We start from the raw sequence: 14,892 nt of genomic DNA, 5'->3' as shown, positions 1-14,892 counted from the left end.
GCTGACGGTGTGCTTCGCCGATCGCCCGAACCAGGGATTCAAGGCTCGCGCGGTCTATGAACTGACTGACCCCTACGCCGTTCAGCTGCAGTTCCCCAGCCCGTCCGGAACCGGCGCCATCGCCTGGACTTTCGCCCGGGACCTGCTGGTTCAGGTAGTGCACCCGACTTGCGTGAAGCCGGTCGGCGAGGGCGACATCCGCTTTGGCCCTGCTGAGGCCGAGGACTACATCGAGATCGTCCTGCACCCCACCGGCCCGCAGCCGAGCAAGCTTTATGCCCGTCGCGATGAGCTCACCTCCTTCATCACCCAGACCTACAAGCGGGTGCCCGACGGCGGCGAGGACGACTGGATCGACTGGTCCGCCGCCTGGAGCCGGCTGCAGATGCTGCTGGGAGGCGCGGCATGAACGCCGAGCTCGCCGGACGCGAGATCGTCGAAGGCCTGCGGCTGCAGCCCATCGAGGCACCCGACCAGCACCAGGTGGCGGTCTTGACCTACCGGACCGACCAGCCGTACGCGGTCCGGCTGACGTTTCTGTCTGCCGACCTGGCCGCGCTGTTCACCTGCACCTTCGAGCGCGGCCTGCTGATCGACGGTCTGCTGATCGACCAGCCGGACGACGACGGCACGACGCTGATCGGCGCCGGGGAGGTTCAGGTGGGCCCGGGCCCGATCGAGGACCGGGTGCTGCTGCGGTTGCGACTGCACGACGGCGAGTGGTTCGAGCTGTATGCGGACCGCAGCCGGCTGCAGGCCGTCGTCGATTCGACGGTGGAGCTGGTGCCGATAAGTCGTGAGCGCGAGCTGGTCGACGTCGATGCCGCGATCGCCGCGATTTTGCGGGAGGTCTCGTCATGACCACCGTGCTGACCAGGCGCGCTGCGCTGACCCGCCAGGACCTGGTGTTGCTGGCCGCTGAGTACGCCGAACTCCTGGCCGCGGCCCGCGCCACCCTGGCGGCCGCCGAGCGGGGCGAATCCGACCCGCTGATCCACGTCCGTCACGTGCTGGCCAAGCGCGGTCAGCTCCCGCCCGCCGGGGCGCGGCCGGTCGTGCTGCTGGCCCGCTCCGCCGTTCCGTCGACCAACACGACGGAGGTGGATGCGTGATGGCGATCACCATCACCCAGGTGGAGAAGACCTTCCCCGGAACGCCCTCGCAGATTCCCCAGGCCCGAGCCTGGACCCTGGCGGCTCTGCCCGCCGGCTGCGTCCGCCGCGACGACGTCGCCTTGGTGGTGAGCGAGCTGGTCACCAACGCGGTGTTGCATAGCGCTTCCGGCCAGATCGGCGGCGCCTTCATCGTGCGCATCGAGGTCACCGAGGCCGCGATTCAGCTGAGCGTGAGTGATCAGGGCCCGGCGCTGGTGCCGGCCCGGCGCACGCCGGATGAGTCCGGTCGCGGCCTGGACCTGGTGGCCGCCCTGGCCGATGCCTACGACGTCATCGACGCCCCTATCGGCCGCACCGTCCGGTGCCGCCTGACCGCCGAGCGGAGGTGACCGTGATGGCCAACGCCCGTCAGCGTCGCGCCGATCGGCGCACTCGCCAGCGCGATTTCCACCTGCGCCGGATCGAGGCCGCGAGCACGCTCGTCGAGAAGCTCGAGGCCGCGTTCGGGCTGCTGCGCGCCGACCTGATCAACACCAGTAACACCGCCAAAGCCCAGGCCATCGGCCTGGAGACCCTCACCTTCCTGACCGTGCAGAGCGAGCGCATCCCCCGGAGCTCCGAATGACCGACACCTCCACCCCGGCGAGCATGCCGATCGGCCGCCGCGACGCTCGCGGCACCACGGCGCCGCCCGCTTCCCAGGCTGGGCAGAACCCCTACCCGGCGCACTCCGTCGACCCGCAGCCGGCGCCCCCGGCGCAGAGCCACCCCGCGCCACCGCGCCCTGAGCTACCGCCTTCACCTCCGTCGGCGGAGCGCGCGCCGAACCCGCTGGCGCAGTGGTGGCAGGCCGCGCGCGGCGACAGCGCGGCCCGCAAGGACCGCAACGGACAGCAGCGATGGCTGATGCGGTGGATGCGCGAGCAGCCCACCAGCGTGGCCGACTACCTGGACTACTACCTGCACCAGCGCGAGGAGCGTCCCGACGGGCGCCGCGGCTGGGGGTTGCGCACGGCCATTCCGATCATCAACGGCTCGCACGCGCTGGCCTACCGCGCCTATGGCCTGACCGTCGGCCTGGCCTTGACGTTGGCCGCCTACGCGCTGGGCTGGATGGCCCAGCGCCCCGGCCGCGCCCTGCTGCTGACCATCGCCCTGATCATCGTGCACACCAACCTGTCGACCTGGCTGTCCGGGTCCTGACCCCCACCCGAAAGATCACTGAAAGGAGTATTCCGATGGGACAGATCTTCGCCGGGCTGACCTTCACCGCCGTGTTCCTGGCGGTCGGCGTTGCCATGATGCGCCGTGGCAAGGCACCGCGGGTGGCAGCCATCATCATGTTCATCGCCGGCTGCGGTCTGGTCGGATCCTGGTTCCAGGGCTTCGCCACCAAGATCGCATCCGTGCTGCCCGGGGCCCTGGTCGGGTTCATCGCGTTCTTTTGCGCGGTGGGCTTCGTCCTGGACTGCTGGGGCAAAAAGAACCACGCCGGCAAGGGCACCGCGATCATCGGGTTCTTCGTCCCGCTGCTGCTGGTCGTGATGCCGGTCAGCGTGCTCGGCGTCAACCCCGATGACCTGATCAAGGGCGTCAAGGACGTCACCCAACAGTCGGAAATGCTCACCACCGGCAGCCGGAACTAGGCGGCCGTCATGGAGCCGATCACCTTCCTGCTGTGGATATGGCTGACCTGGGGCACGGTGCGCATGTTCACCGGGCCCAAGGACGGCACTCAGGCACAGAGCACCTTCAAAAGAGCCACGGCCCCCACGGCAGCCAAGGCTGTCAAGGCCGCCGCGCCCGTGGCTGGCAGGGCCGGTTGGGCGCAGCGGGCCGATGCCGCTGCCCGCGCCGCGCGCACCACCGACTGGGGCAACCCGGGCTGGTGGCTGCGCGCCGCGCTGGCCGCGGCCTGGAGTCCGGTCACCGACCTGCGCAAGGGCCGGGAATGGGCCTGGGACAAGTACCAGGACCGCAAGGACCGCAAGGACCGCAAGGACCGCCGCCAGGACGCCCCCGAAGGCGAGATCCCCGAGGTCGACGACCAGCGCCAGGACCGCGAGGACCGCCGAGATGAGGAGACCGAGGACCGCCGTCAGGACGACCCCGAGCTCCCGGAGATCCCCGCGATCCCCGAGGTCGAAGCGTCCGATGACCAGTGTGAGGACTCCGAGGACCGCCGGGAGGACTCCGAAGACCGGCGTCAGGGCGAGCAGCCCGAGCCCGGGTGCAACGGGGAGCCGTGGTGGCGCCGCTATCAGCAGGCCGCCAATGGCTATGAGGTCGACGTCGAGGTAGTACGGCCCCGCCCAGCCGAGCTGGGCTGGCCTACGCGGTCGCTGACCGCGCCCGCCACAGACGCGCCGGGCACGCCGGTCAGGCCTGCGATGGCATCGATCGAGCTTCCGCCGCACCCGTCCGGGGCGGCGGAGCAGATAGCCGATGCGGTGCGCATCGGCGAACTCGAAGGGACCAACACCATGTCCAAGTACGTCGCCATTCCCGGCGCGTCCACGACCGCCCCGCGAACCAGTACCGAGCTCGGCGGCAACACCCACGACGACGCGGTTGACCTGGCCAAGAAGATCGTCAAAGCGGTCAAGATGACCAGCGACCCGGCTGCCGAGGCCGAGGCGATGATCCGCGCGTCCCTGGCCGCGGCCTGGAACGCGGTCGACGCCCTGGCGGCCGCCGGTATCTCCGGAGCCGTCGTCGATCGCTGGGCCAACACCGTCATCGCCTTCGACGGCGCGGCCAAGACCGCGCAGAAGCTGGTGCGAGAGGTCAACGAGGCCCACGAGGCCGCGGTGGACGCCGAGCGCCTGCAGGCCAGCCTCGGCGATGAGATCCAGCGCGCGGTACAGGCCGCCGGTCGGTCGGCCGCCAACTCCACCGGCTACTACGGCAAGTCCTAACCCCACCCACTTCGCCCCTGGCCGGGCGCCCGCATGGTGCCCGGCCCTGACCCTCGAAGGAGGGACACCCATGACCACCATCACCGACTCGATGAACCCCGCGGAGACCGAGGCCCCTTCTTCGCCACTGAACCCGCTTCTCCCGCTGGCGTCGCCCGTCGCGCAGCAAACCCGCCACACCTTCGGCGCCGAGCTGCACCGGGCGACCAAGAGCCTGCTGTGGGCCTCCCGCAAGGGCCTGTACCCGCCGGCGGTCATGGGCGGCCTGTACGGGGCTGGCGCTTTGCTGCATGAGAGCGGGGTGCACCCGCTGTATGTGCTGGCCGGATCCGGTGCCGCGCTGGCCGCCGGGGTGTCGCTGCGCGGCGCGCGCACCTGGCTGACCAAGGCGACCTGGCGGAGCCGGTGGGCGGCCGGGTGCCTGGCCGCGGCGACCGCCTGGAGCACCGCGGCGGTGACCGCCGGCGCCGGGATGGACACTCCGATGCCCACCGCCCTCATCGTGGGCGGGTCGGTGCTGGCCGCGCCGTGGTGGTGGATCCACCGGCTACGCACCACCGAGCACCGGCCGGCACCCGCCACCGCTCCCGCGGCCGGTCCTGCGGCGATCACCGCGAGCGAGCCGCTCCGGGCCATCGAGGCGGCGCCGGCCCCGCATGAGCACCAGCTCGCCTGGAATGAGCACGTCGGCGCGCCAGGACACAGCCTGACCGGCAGCGCCCTGATCGACCCCGAGCCGATCATCGACCACAACGGTGACCCCAACGGCATGGCGTGGATCATCGACGGCGGCTCCGCCCGCCACCCGTATGCCCGGATGCGGGGCGCGATGGAGGAGATCAAGGCCACGCTGGATCGCCCGCACGTGGATTCGCTCATCTACCTGGATCAGGACCCCGATCAGTACAAGACCCGCGGCCGCCTGGTCGTGCTGGAGCGCAACCCGCTGATCCAAAACAACTTCTGGCGCAGCCCCGGCCTGAACCCGGCCACCGGGCTGGTGCCGATCTCGGTCTACCCCGACGGGTCCGGCTACGCCTACTACGTGCTGTATCAGCCGGGCTGGGGCACCCCGAACGACCTGGTCGTGGGCGTTCCCGGGTCGGGCAAGTCCAACGTGTTGCTGGTCATCGTCGCCGAGTCGCTGTGCGCGGGCAGCGCGGTGATGCTGTTCGACCCGCACGGCGGCAAGGCCTTCCCCGAGGTGGTGCCGCGCGTGACGAAATCCTTCCTGGACGGCGGGGAGATCTACGCCGGGATGCGCGGCCTGCAGGCCGCGCATGCTGAGCGGCTGGAGATTCTGCACGAGGTCGGCGAGCAGCGGATGGGCCCCGAATTCGGGCACCCGATCTTGCACGCGGTCATCGATGAGGCGTCCAAGAAGAGCGTGCTGGGCAACCCCATCATCAGCGAGTTGCTGAGCGAGGTCGGCCGGGAGGGCCGCAAGCTGTGGATCAAGCTGACGGTGGCGTTGCAGGACCCGTCGGTGGAGCAGGGCTTCTACAACAACAGCGCGCTGCGCAAGTTGTTACTGGCCGGAAACGCGCTGCTGTTTCGGGTGGCCTCGGCCGAAGACAGCCGGATGGTGCGCAAGGGCAACATCGAGGTCGCCCCGCATGAGCTGCCGGCCTACTTCGACCAGGCGATGACGCTGCGGACCACCGGCCTGGGCTACATGCTGACCGGCACTCCCTCGGAGCTGCCCTCGCGCACCCAGCGGATGGTCTCGCAGGCTTTCGCCGCGCATGTGCCGGTCGGCTCCCCGCTTGATGATCGAACGGGGGAGGCGTGGCAGCGCGGCTATGAGCAGGGCATCCGTGAGCTGGAGCGCCTGGCCGGCCAGGCCGACACCGCCGCGCCGGCGGCGGGTGTGGCCTCGCTGCGGTCGGTGCCCGATGGCAAGTCCGACCCGGACGCCAAGGCCGCGCTGGTGCAGCTGTTTCGCGAGCGCGGCCAGTTGACCCTTCCTGAGATCCGCGAGGCCCGGATCTGTAGCCCTTCTCACACCTTCAACCTGCTGAACCAGCTGACCGATGAGCAGGTCATCGAAAAGCCGGCGGGCTCCCGCGGCGTGTATGTGCTGAGGGCCTCATGACTACCGCCCGTACTCCTCCTCCACTCCTCCTCCACCGCGGTCTCTTCTGGAGGGGACCGGGTCGGAGAGCGACACGCGCCCGTGCACACGTGTGCGCGCGAGAGTACCTGCGCCCCTTTCCCGCCGCAACTACTAACCGTGACTTTTTTGCGAAGGAGGTACGGCCATGAGCACCCCGTCCCAGGCCGCCGAACGCCCCTCCGGACACGGGTTGGGCGTCTGGTGGGCGATCTTGCTGCTCGGCGCGATGACCTCGCTGTATCTGAACATTTGGCACGCCCTGGCAGTGCCCCCCGCCTCGGCAGGGGCCGCGGCGTCGGCGCAGGCCGTTCAGGCGGCCGCCACCGGCGGCGGTGTGGGATCGGTGGTCTTGGCCGTGACCTATGGCCTGGTCCCGGTCGCTTTCGCCGCTCTGCTGTCGCATGGCCTGGTCAGCCCGCTGGTCGGCCCCTGGCCCCGCCGGGCGATCATCAGCTTGTTCCTGATCGGCATGGGCATGTCGTTGGCCGCGCAGGCAGCGGTGATGGAGCCCTACGGCGGCCCGGTCGGCCGCTGGGGCATCCCGATCATCTTGGACGCCTCAGCCCTGCTGGCCCTGCACGTCATCACCAAGACGGCCGCGGCCGCCGCCGACATCGACCGGGAAGCGGACCTGGCCGCTGTGCGCAAGGGCATCGAGGCGGCCGTCCGGCGCGAGGCCGAGACGGAGATGAACGCCCGGCTGTCCGCCGCGCGGGCGGACATGGCCGCGGAGATGACCGCCCGGCTGACCGCCGCGCAAGCCGACCTTCACGCGGAGGCGGAGGCGGACCTGAGCGCCCGGCTGACCGCTGCGCGGGCGGACATGGCCGCGGAGATGTCCGCCCGGCTGACCGTCGCGCAGGCGGACATGGAGACCTCCATTCGCACCGAGTTGGAGGCGGACATGTCCGCCCGGCTGGCCGCGGTTACGGCGGACATGGAGGCGCACAAAGAGACCGACATCAGCCGCCGCGTCGAGACCGAAACAGCTCTTCGGGTGGCGGTCGCCAAGGCGGAGATGGAGGTGGAGATTCTCCGCCGCGTCGAGGCGGAACTGGCCCGCCGGCCGAAAGTTTCCAAGGCCGACGACGACGCCTCCGCGCTTAGGCGCAAGGGCCCACCCGCCGCGAGGAAGCCGGGCGATGACGAGCTGACCAGCAAGGATCGGGCGCGGCTGCTGCTGGTGGCCACCCCGGAGATGACCGGCGCCGAGCTGGGCCGGGAGCTGAGCTTGAGCGAGCGCTCCGGTCGACGGCTCCGCGATGAGGTCCTCGCCGAGATGGCCGCGCACGCCTGCCCGGCGCCCGCCGTAGCCGACGCCGCGCCCGGCACCCCGGCCGACGGCGAGGCGGACCTCCACACGGACATGACCGCCCCCGACCGGGCGGACATGCAAGCGGACATCGAGGCGGACATGACCGCCCCGGACCGGGCGGACATCGAGGCGGACATCGAGGCGGACATGGCGCAGGTGTCCGCCCGTGCCGAGGCGGACATCGCGGGCGGGCATGTCCGCCTGGAAGCGGTCAGCTAAGCGGCCACCGCAGGCGGACACGTCCGCCTCACCCCCTATCGGATCGACGCAGAAATCGACGCAGAAGAGGTGCCGAACATGACCGCCAAGACCACCCGCAACCGCACGACCGCCCGGACACACTCCTCCCGCGGATCGGCCAACCGGTCCGCCGACCGGCCGGTCGGTCGGGCCCGCAGGGCCGCGTCACACGCGCGGTCCACACCCTCTCAGCCGTCGTGGGCGGAGCAGGTGGCCACCAATCTCTCCCACACCTACGCGAGGCTGGCGCTGATGATCGGTCGCCGGGTGCGCGCCGCCGGCCCCGCCGTACCCGAGCCTTTCTACCGGTGCGACGGAATCGGGCTGCTGGCCGCGCTGGCCGTCGTGCCGCTGGCCTGGGCCGGATGGGCCATCCCCGGCGGACCGGTCATCGCCACGGTGCGGGCCATGATGATGGGCCTGCTCGGCTCGGTCAGCGTGCTGGTGCCGGTCGTGGCCGGCGTGCTGGCCTGGCAGCTGCTCCGCGGCCCGGGCAGCCCGGGCGCGCTGGGACGACTGGTGGGCGGTTGGGTGGCGATCGTCGCCGGGATCGCGGGGATCGTGCACCTGGTCTATGGAGCTCCGCCGGTGCAGCAGCTGGCCACCGCCGGTGGCCTGATCGGGTTCGCCTCTGCTGGGCCGCTGACGCCGCTGCCGGTCGCCGGAGCGATCGCGCTGCTTCTCGCCGCGGTGCTCGCCGGGGTGCTGCTGGCCAGCCGCACCCCGATCCGCCAGGTCCCCTCCCGGCTGAGCCTGCTACGAGGCCGGCTGACCCACCGCAGCCCGCCCGGCCAGGTTCCCGTGACCCCCGTGGTCCCCGGCTCCGCCGCTCCGGCCGTCGAGCACCCGGTCACTGCCGAGGTCAACCCCCAGCACGGCGATGACCCGACGGCTCCCCACCCCGTCGTGGCGCCGGTCGGACCGCAGCCGGTCGACCCCGCCCTGGTCCAAGATCGCGCCCCCTACGACAGCCCTCTGCTGGGGGCCCCGGCCGCAGCCGTGCCCATCGTCGATGTCGCCCCGGTCGCCGAGGTGAGCGTCGAGGCTCCTGCGGCCGCCGCCCCTCGCTCCACTGGCGCCACCCGGGTGGCCGGGCCGGTGACGCTGCCCAGCCTGGGCCTGCTGCGCCCCGGCTCGGTGTCGCGCCCGGCCACCGCGGCCAATCAGGCCATCGTGGCCGCTCTGACCGGCGTGCTGGAGGAGTTCGGGGTCAACGCGGCCGTGACCGGGTTCACCCGGGGGCCGACCATCACCCGCTATGAGATCGAGCTCGGTCCGGCGGTCAAGGTGGAGAAGGTCACCGGCCTGGCCAAGAACATCGCCTACACCGTGAAGTCGGCCGATGTGCGGATCCTGAGCCCGATCCCCGGCAAGTCCGCGATCGGCGTGGAGATCCCCAACACCGACAAGGACCTGGTCTCGCTTGGCGACATCCTGCGCAGCGCGGCCGCCCAAAACGACGGCCACCCGCTGATCGTCGGCCTGGGCAAGGACGTCGAAGGCCGCACCATCCTGGCCAACCTCGCCAAGATGCCGCACCTGCTCATCGCGGGCGCCACCGGCGCGGGCAAGTCGGTCTGCGTCAACGGGCTGATCACCTCGATCCTGATGCGCGCCACCCCCGAACAGGTCCGCCTGGTGCTGATCGACCCCAAGCGGGTCGAGCTGAGCATCTACGCGGGCATCCCGCACCTCATCACCCCGATCATCACCAACCCCAAGAAGGCCGCCGAGGCCCTGGAATGGGTGGTGGCCGAGATGGACCACCGCTACGACGACCTGGCCGCGCACGGATTCCGCCACATCGATGACTTCAACGCCGCAGTGCGCGCCGGGAAAGTGCAGGCACCGGCCGGCAGCGAGCGCATCATGCGGCCGTACCCGTACCTGCTGGTCATCGTCGACGAGCTCGCCGACCTGATGATGGTCGCCCCCCGCGATGTCGAAGACTCCATCGTGCGCATCACCCAGCTCGCCCGCGCCGCCGGCATCCACCTGGTCATCGCCACCCAGCGCCCCAGCGTGGACGTGGTCACCGGCCTGATCAAAGCCAACGTGCCCTCCCGGCTGGCGTTCGCCACCTCCAGCCTCGCCGACAGCCGGGTCATCCTGGACACTCCCGGTGCCGAGAAACTCGTCGGCCAGGGTGATGCGCTGTTCGCGCCGATGGGCGCAGGCCAGCCCGTGCGGCTGCAAAACGCCTTCGTCGCCGAAAAAGAGATCGCCGCGGTGGTCACGTACTGGTGCAGCCAGACCGAGACCTTCCACCTCCCCGCCACCACGAACACCGCTACCACGGACACCGCCGCCGACGCTGACATCGCGGCCCGTGCCTCGGCCGTCGACGCCGCTGCGATCGGCGATGACCTGGACCTGCTCATTCAGGCGGCCGAATTGATCGTGATCATCCGGTTCGGTTCCACCTCGATGCTGCAGCGCAAGCTACGCGTCGGCTTCGCCAAGGCGGGCCGACTGATGGACCTGCTGGAGACCCGAGGCGTGGTCGGCCCATCCGAGGGCTCCAAGGCCCGCGACGTCCTCATCACCCCCGATGAACTTCCCCGGCTGCTGGCCGACCTGCGCGCCCTCGCCGCCTGAGCTCGCTCCCACCTGACAGATCCGAAGGAGACCCCCTCGCCATGACCACCGCCCCCGCCACCCTCGACGCCCCGACCGCGGCCGCCACCAGCGCCGCCCCGACGATCCGGCAGCAGATCCGCGCCTACCTGAACGTGGTCCTGGCCGCCGACACCACCCAGAGCGCGGCCGCCCTGCTGCAGGTCGACCGGGCCCGCATGCTGAAGGCGGTGCACGGCGCCGACCTGGTCGCCGGCGTGTATGCCGAGTGGCTGCGTGAGCACCAGGACGCCGCCCTCAAGGACACGGCGCCGCTGACGTCCTTCGACGAACTGAGCATGGCGTGTGCGCCGATCCCGCGCTGGACCCGGGACATGCACGGGTTCTTGTGCGTCTGCTGCGCCGAGAACCAGGCACAGGTCCGCACCACCGACGACGATGCCGACCTGTGCCGCATCTGCGCCCGCCGCGAGCTGGCCCTGCAGCCCGGAGAGGTCCGGCTGCTGAGCCACCCGGCCGCGCACGGCCACCTGATGGGCCCCGGCCTGTACACCGACGGGCGAGCCCGCCACCAGGTGCCGCAGATAGAAGTCCCCCTGACAGACGGCAGCACCGCCCGCTACACCGCCGGCGACATCATCGCCTTCGCCAGCACCTACAAGGGCCTGACGGTCGACACCGACGCCCTGTCCGGCGACATCGCCCGCCCCCAGCTGCAGCTCACCGCCCACACCACCGCCGAAGGGCACACCTTCGCCCTCACCGTCGTCTTCGACTACGACCCCACCCCGCAGCACGGCGACGGCGGTGGCGCGGCCGCCTACGGCTTCCGCCTCACCACCGCCACCCTCACCGACAGCCGTGGCCGCATCAGCGCGGCGGGCGACCTGCACGAGCTGCTGGATGCCATCACCCGCGGCGAACCGGCCGACACCAGCACCACTACCGACAAGGAGATCTTCATGCCCGTCCGCGAAACTCCCACCCTCACCACCGTGGCGCCGCCGGCGGGGCAGGCGCAGCCCTTCCTGTCGGACACGGCGATCCTGGACTTCGCGCTGGTGGTGTGGGCCGACGGTGAGCCGTTCGACCCCAGCAAGCTGAACACCGTCCTGCAGATCACCGGCCAGTCCTGGACCTGGCTACTGGCCCGGCTCGGCGAGCGGGTCATCACCGGACTGCTGGCCTACGACCCCGCCACCGGCACCTACCAGGTCATCGACCCCCACGCCCTGGAAGGAGCCGTACGCGCGGTCAAGGGCGTCTACGACGCCAGCCACGACCCGCTCGCCCGGCCGACCACCATTGCTCTCGCTGCTGTCCCGAACAGTCCCGCCGTGCTCAGCCCCGCCTACGCTGGCCACGTCTACGCGGTGCTGCCGGAGCAGGCCCGCGCGGTGTTCGACCACGCCCTGGGCCACTTCGCGCACGGCGAGCTGTTCACCCCGGCCCAGCTGGTCGACGTCCTGGACGTCACCGGCCAATCCCGTAGCTGGCTGCTGGAGCGCCTGGCGGACAAGAGGGCCGCCGGGCTACTGCGCCGCGATGCCGAGCAGGCCACCTACACCGTCGCCGACACCTTCGGTGTGCTGGCCGATGCCCGCCGCGCCGAGATCGAGCTCACCGACCAGCTCGACGCCCCCGGCGAACGGGAGGACCTCGCCGACCTCGCCGACAACGACCTGCCCCCGGCGACAGCCCACCAGAGCGCCATCCCCAACCCCTACCGGGCGGTGGCGATCGCCCGTGCTGTCTTCGGCCTGTCCGCCGTCATCCTGTTCTTCGCCTCCCTCGCCGCGGCCCCGGCCGCGATCCTCATCGCCCTGGCCGTCGTGGTCGGCACCGCCGCCCTGGTCTACATCCGCCTGGCACGACCCCGCATCTGACCTCGCCCGACAACCCACCACCCCAGAAAGGGATCACCTGCTATGACCATCCTCTTTCGCCGCCTGGCCGGCCTGCTGACCGTGGCCACCACGATCACGCTGACCACCGCCTGCACGATCGCTGAGGCGGCGTGCGCCGCGACCGCGAGTTCGCCGGCGGCCGCCCCGGAGCCCGTCGAAGACGGCTCCTACAAAGACGGCAGCTACCAGGAGAGCGAGGCCCCGCCGGAGCCGGTCACCGACGGCTCCTACACCGACGGCTCCGCAGGCCAGGGCGAGGACGGCGCCGAGATGCAGGCGCCTGAGCCGGTGGAGAACACCGACCTCCAGGAGAAGGCCAAGAGCTGCTGATTCGGGACGGGCGCGCACCACCGTGGCAATCCGCCAAGACCATCCACGCCGGGCGCGCCCGCTCACCCCACTCATCCATGCAGATCAGAAAGGCACCACCATCATGACCCAGACCATCCCGCCGACACCTACCCGGTCCCTCGTGGCCCAGGCCGAACAGACCCTGGACGGCGCGCTGAGCCGCTGCACCGCCAACTCCGGGCCCAACCAGACCCGCGCCCTGATCGGTATCGGCTACGCCCTGACCGCTATCGCCCGCAGCCTGCAGGACCTGACCTCCGCCCCTGCTCCGGCGTCGGCGGGCTCGGATGTCGCCGGGGGTGGCCAGTGAGCGCCCGGTGCGACAACCGCAGCGTCGGCGTCCTCATCGAGAACGCCGACGGCGAATACCTGATGTTCGACCGCAACACCTTCCAACCCGGCACCGCGGGCGCCGCCGGACACGTCGACGAGCACGGCAGCTTCGTCGACGCCGCTCACGCCGAGGTGGCCGAGGAGCTCGGGTTACGCGTCGAGGCGCTCACGCTGCTGCTCACCGCCTGGCGCGACAACCGCTGCCGCCGCCAGATCGGCCCGGCCGGTGTCGGCCACCACTGGTACCTGTACCGGGCGCAGGTCAGCGGTCAGCTCGCGCCGAGCGACCGCGAGACCCGCAACGTGCGCTGGCTGTCGGCCACCGAGCTGCAGGAGTTGGTCGAGCGGACCATCGCCTACGCCCACGGCCACCTCTCCGACGCCGACTTCACGGCCCGCCCCGGCATCGAGCCGGTCTGGGTCCGCTGGCTCACCGTCGCCGGCCTCGCCGATGCCACCCCCGCCGACCTGGCGCAGATCGACCAGATCGCCAACCGCCTGACCAGGAGCTGATTGTGCGCGTCCACATCGTGTTCCAGCCCGGCCACCTTCCCCATGTCCAGGACCCGCCCCCACGCTCGTCCCAGGTGCGTCTGAGCCGCCCCGGCAACCGCGAGCTGATCGTCTGTAACTGCTGCGGCGCCACCCGCACCATCGAGATCGGCAGCCAGGCCGCCCAGAGCGCCACCGGCTCCGATGCGATCGCCCGGGCGATCCGCCACACCCTGACCACCGCCACCGGCGCCGTGACCTCCGGTGCGGCCTCATGAAGCGCGAGCTGATCATCTGCGACTGCGGGTGCCGCGGTACCGCCACCATCGACGCCGGAAGCGAGGCCGCTCAGCGCGCCACCGGCCCGGACGCGACCGCCCGCGCGGCCCGCCACACCCTGGTCACCGCCGCCCGCCACCACGGAGAAAACCGATGACCGCCCCCGCTGAGCTGTCGGCGCCGTCGGCCTGCCGCATCCAGGTCGCCATCACCTCCTTCGGCTACGGCCACGACCCGGCGCCCGAGGCGGATCTGACCATCGATGCCCGCCGCTACCTCCGCAACCCCCACCATGCCCCCGGCATGCGGGAGCTGACCGGTCTGCAGGAGGTGGTCCGCCGACACGTGCTGGCCACCCCCGGTGCCCGCGCCACCATCGGCCACGCCATCGCCTTCGCCCGCGATGTGCTGGCCGAGGCCGCCGGCCCAGAGCGGATGGTCACGATCGCGGCCGGTTGTGTCGGCGGCCGCCACAGATCCGTGGCACTTGCTACGGAGATCGCTACCGGGCTCCGCGCCTGCGGCATCGGCGTGCAGCTCACTCATCGCGACGTCGAACGGCCCGTCATCCAGACCTGATCGCACAGGCGCGCACCGGCGTGGTCACTCCGCCAAGAACGCCCACGCCGGGCGCGCCCGCTCACCTCGCTCATCCATGCAGATCAGAAAGGCACCACCCTCATGACCCAACCGACCATTCCCAGCACCGCCCGCCCACGCCGCTGGCCTACCCGCTCCTCGCGCCGCGGCCCCGTCCCCCTTCGCACCGTCGGGGCGCTGGAGATCCTCACCCACGAGTCCCTCACGGTGCGCGCCGAGCTCGCCCGCATCGATGCCAAGGCCGCCCTGCTGCTCAGCTGGGCCGGCGGCGCGTTCGCCGTGGTGGCCGCGCTCGGCATCACCGGCTCAGCGAACCGGCCGGCGGCCGCGATGGTCGGCCTGTGGGGCGCGGCCGCGCTGCTGGCGACCGCCGTGGTGGTGCTGCTGGTCGCGGTTCGCCCGCGCATCCCGCGTACCGGCGGCACCGGCTTCATCGCCCACGCTCGCGCCGACAACGGCCTGGCGTTGCTGGCCCAGCTCAACCTGGCCGAGGCCGATCGGCTGGCCGAGGTCGCCGCCGAGGTGCAGCTGCTGTCACAGATCGCGGTGGCCAAGTACGCCACCCTCCGCGTCGCGGTCGACCTGCTGATCGCGGCCCTGGTCGTGCTGGCCATCGTGCTGCCGCTGGCCAAGGGCTGAAAGGAACGGG

Annotated in this window: 19 protein-coding genes; all 19 read left to right on the top strand. The window is 71.2% G+C overall.

Going from position 1 to position 14,892, the window contains the following annotated elements:
- A partial coding sequence (locus tag J2853_RS46895; RefSeq protein WP_307569297.1) for an SsgA family sporulation/cell division regulator occupies nt 1-409 on the top strand: 409 nt, incomplete at its 5' end.
- Nucleotides 406-861: an SsgA family sporulation/cell division regulator gene (locus J2853_RS46890; protein WP_307569295.1), complete on the top strand. Its 456-nt coding sequence runs from the start codon at nt 406-408 to the stop codon at nt 859-861. The genes J2853_RS46895 and J2853_RS46890, both read left to right, overlap by 4 nt.
- A complete protein-coding gene (locus J2853_RS46885) occupies nt 858-1,112 on the top strand; it encodes a hypothetical protein (protein ID WP_307569293.1) in 255 nt (84 codons plus the stop codon). Before J2853_RS46890 ends, J2853_RS46885 begins: the two co-directional genes overlap by 4 nt.
- Nucleotides 1,112-1,504 (top strand): ATP-binding protein, encoded by a 393-nt coding sequence (locus J2853_RS46880; protein ID WP_307569291.1) that lies wholly within the window; start codon nt 1,112-1,114, stop codon nt 1,502-1,504. Before J2853_RS46885 ends, J2853_RS46880 begins: the two co-directional genes overlap by 1 nt.
- A gap of 5 nt (nt 1,505-1,509) precedes the next feature.
- Nucleotides 1,510-1,740, top strand: coding sequence for a hypothetical protein (locus J2853_RS46875; protein WP_307569289.1), 231 nt, complete (start codon nt 1,510-1,512; stop codon nt 1,738-1,740).
- Nucleotides 1,737-2,318 (top strand): hypothetical protein, encoded by a 582-nt coding sequence (locus J2853_RS46870; RefSeq protein ID WP_307569288.1) that lies wholly within the window; start codon nt 1,737-1,739, stop codon nt 2,316-2,318. The genes J2853_RS46875 and J2853_RS46870 overlap by 4 nt, the downstream gene beginning before the upstream one ends.
- Nucleotides 2,319-2,353: 35 nt before the next feature.
- Nucleotides 2,354-2,761, top strand: coding sequence for a hypothetical protein (locus J2853_RS46865; protein ID WP_307569287.1), 408 nt, complete (start codon nt 2,354-2,356; stop codon nt 2,759-2,761).
- Between the two features lie 9 nt (nt 2,762-2,770).
- Complete coding sequence (locus tag J2853_RS46860; RefSeq protein ID WP_307569286.1) at nt 2,771-4,033, top strand: hypothetical protein; 1,263 nt, start codon at nt 2,771-2,773, stop codon at nt 4,031-4,033.
- 70 nt (nt 4,034-4,103) lie between these two features.
- A complete protein-coding gene (locus J2853_RS46855; protein WP_307569284.1) occupies nt 4,104-6,128 on the top strand; it encodes a hypothetical protein in 2,025 nt (674 codons plus the stop codon).
- Between the two features lie 166 nt (nt 6,129-6,294).
- Entirely contained in the window at nt 6,295-7,683 is a 1,389-nt protein-coding gene (locus tag J2853_RS46850) for a hypothetical protein (RefSeq protein WP_307569282.1), read from the top strand.
- A 78-nt stretch (nt 7,684-7,761) separates the two neighbouring features.
- Nucleotides 7,762-10,302, top strand: coding sequence for a DNA translocase FtsK (locus tag J2853_RS46845; protein ID WP_307569280.1), 2,541 nt, complete (start codon nt 7,762-7,764; stop codon nt 10,300-10,302).
- A 41-nt stretch (nt 10,303-10,343) separates the two neighbouring features.
- Entirely contained in the window at nt 10,344-12,167 is a 1,824-nt protein-coding gene (locus J2853_RS46840; RefSeq protein WP_307569278.1) for a hypothetical protein, read from the top strand.
- A gap of 42 nt (nt 12,168-12,209) precedes the next feature.
- Nucleotides 12,210-12,518, top strand: a complete 309-nt coding sequence (locus tag J2853_RS46835; protein WP_307569277.1) for a hypothetical protein — start codon at nt 12,210-12,212, stop codon at nt 12,516-12,518.
- A 103-nt stretch (nt 12,519-12,621) separates the two neighbouring features.
- Entirely contained in the window at nt 12,622-12,849 is a 228-nt protein-coding gene (locus J2853_RS46830) for a hypothetical protein (protein ID WP_307569275.1), read from the top strand.
- Complete coding sequence (locus tag J2853_RS46825; RefSeq protein ID WP_307569273.1) at nt 12,846-13,385, top strand: NUDIX hydrolase; 540 nt, start codon at nt 12,846-12,848, stop codon at nt 13,383-13,385. The genes J2853_RS46830 and J2853_RS46825 overlap by 4 nt, the downstream gene beginning before the upstream one ends.
- A 2-nt stretch (nt 13,386-13,387) precedes the next feature.
- Complete coding sequence (locus J2853_RS46820; protein ID WP_307569272.1) at nt 13,388-13,642, top strand: hypothetical protein; 255 nt, start codon at nt 13,388-13,390, stop codon at nt 13,640-13,642.
- Nucleotides 13,639-13,800: a hypothetical protein gene (locus tag J2853_RS46815; RefSeq protein ID WP_307569270.1), complete on the top strand. Its 162-nt coding sequence runs from the start codon at nt 13,639-13,641 to the stop codon at nt 13,798-13,800. The genes J2853_RS46820 and J2853_RS46815 overlap by 4 nt, the downstream gene beginning before the upstream one ends.
- On the top strand, nt 13,797-14,222 hold the full coding sequence (locus J2853_RS46810; protein ID WP_307569268.1) for a RapZ C-terminal domain-containing protein: 426 nt from the start codon (nt 13,797-13,799) through the stop codon (nt 14,220-14,222). The genes J2853_RS46815 and J2853_RS46810 overlap by 4 nt, the downstream gene beginning before the upstream one ends.
- 102 nt (nt 14,223-14,324) lie before the next feature.
- The gene (locus tag J2853_RS46805; RefSeq protein WP_307569266.1) at nt 14,325-14,882 is read left to right on the top strand and encodes a Pycsar system effector family protein; all 558 of its coding nucleotides are present in this window, start codon (nt 14,325-14,327) and stop codon (nt 14,880-14,882) included.
- Nucleotides 14,883-14,892 lie beyond the last annotated feature (10 nt).

This window comes from Streptosporangium lutulentum (assembly GCF_030811455.1).
GTDB classification, from domain to species: domain Bacteria; phylum Actinomycetota; class Actinomycetes; order Streptosporangiales; family Streptosporangiaceae; genus Streptosporangium; species Streptosporangium lutulentum.
Note: the sequence above shows the minus strand (reverse complement) of the source record. Positions and strands in the feature narration are given on the sequence as shown.

What these genes read in the sequence shown, in the direction of transcription:
- J2853_RS46890 (WP_307569295.1), top strand. Translation starts at nt 406, where the DNA reads ATGAACGCCGAGCTCGCCGGACGCGAGATCGTCGAAGGCCTGCGGCTG.
- J2853_RS46885 (WP_307569293.1), top strand. Translation starts at nt 858, where the DNA reads ATGACCACCGTGCTGACCAGGCGCGCTGCGCTGACCCGCCAGGACCTG.
- J2853_RS46880 (WP_307569291.1), top strand. Translation starts at nt 1,112, where the DNA reads ATGGCGATCACCATCACCCAGGTGGAGAAGACCTTCCCCGGAACGCCC.
- J2853_RS46875 (WP_307569289.1), top strand. Translation starts at nt 1,510, where the DNA reads ATGGCCAACGCCCGTCAGCGTCGCGCCGATCGGCGCACTCGCCAGCGC.
- J2853_RS46870 (WP_307569288.1), top strand. Translation starts at nt 1,737, where the DNA reads ATGACCGACACCTCCACCCCGGCGAGCATGCCGATCGGCCGCCGCGAC.
- J2853_RS46865 (WP_307569287.1), top strand. Translation starts at nt 2,354, where the DNA reads ATGGGACAGATCTTCGCCGGGCTGACCTTCACCGCCGTGTTCCTGGCG.
- J2853_RS46860 (WP_307569286.1), top strand. Translation starts at nt 2,771, where the DNA reads ATGGAGCCGATCACCTTCCTGCTGTGGATATGGCTGACCTGGGGCACG.
- J2853_RS46855 (WP_307569284.1), top strand. Translation starts at nt 4,104, where the DNA reads ATGACCACCATCACCGACTCGATGAACCCCGCGGAGACCGAGGCCCCT.
- J2853_RS46850 (WP_307569282.1), top strand. Translation starts at nt 6,295, where the DNA reads ATGAGCACCCCGTCCCAGGCCGCCGAACGCCCCTCCGGACACGGGTTG.
- J2853_RS46845 (WP_307569280.1), top strand. Translation starts at nt 7,762, where the DNA reads ATGACCGCCAAGACCACCCGCAACCGCACGACCGCCCGGACACACTCC.
- J2853_RS46840 (WP_307569278.1), top strand. Translation starts at nt 10,344, where the DNA reads ATGACCACCGCCCCCGCCACCCTCGACGCCCCGACCGCGGCCGCCACC.
- J2853_RS46835 (WP_307569277.1), top strand. Translation starts at nt 12,210, where the DNA reads ATGACCATCCTCTTTCGCCGCCTGGCCGGCCTGCTGACCGTGGCCACC.
- J2853_RS46830 (WP_307569275.1), top strand. Translation starts at nt 12,622, where the DNA reads ATGACCCAGACCATCCCGCCGACACCTACCCGGTCCCTCGTGGCCCAG.
- J2853_RS46815 (WP_307569270.1), top strand. Translation starts at nt 13,639, where the DNA reads ATGAAGCGCGAGCTGATCATCTGCGACTGCGGGTGCCGCGGTACCGCC.
- J2853_RS46810 (WP_307569268.1), top strand. Translation starts at nt 13,797, where the DNA reads ATGACCGCCCCCGCTGAGCTGTCGGCGCCGTCGGCCTGCCGCATCCAG.
- J2853_RS46805 (WP_307569266.1), top strand. Translation starts at nt 14,325, where the DNA reads ATGACCCAACCGACCATTCCCAGCACCGCCCGCCCACGCCGCTGGCCT.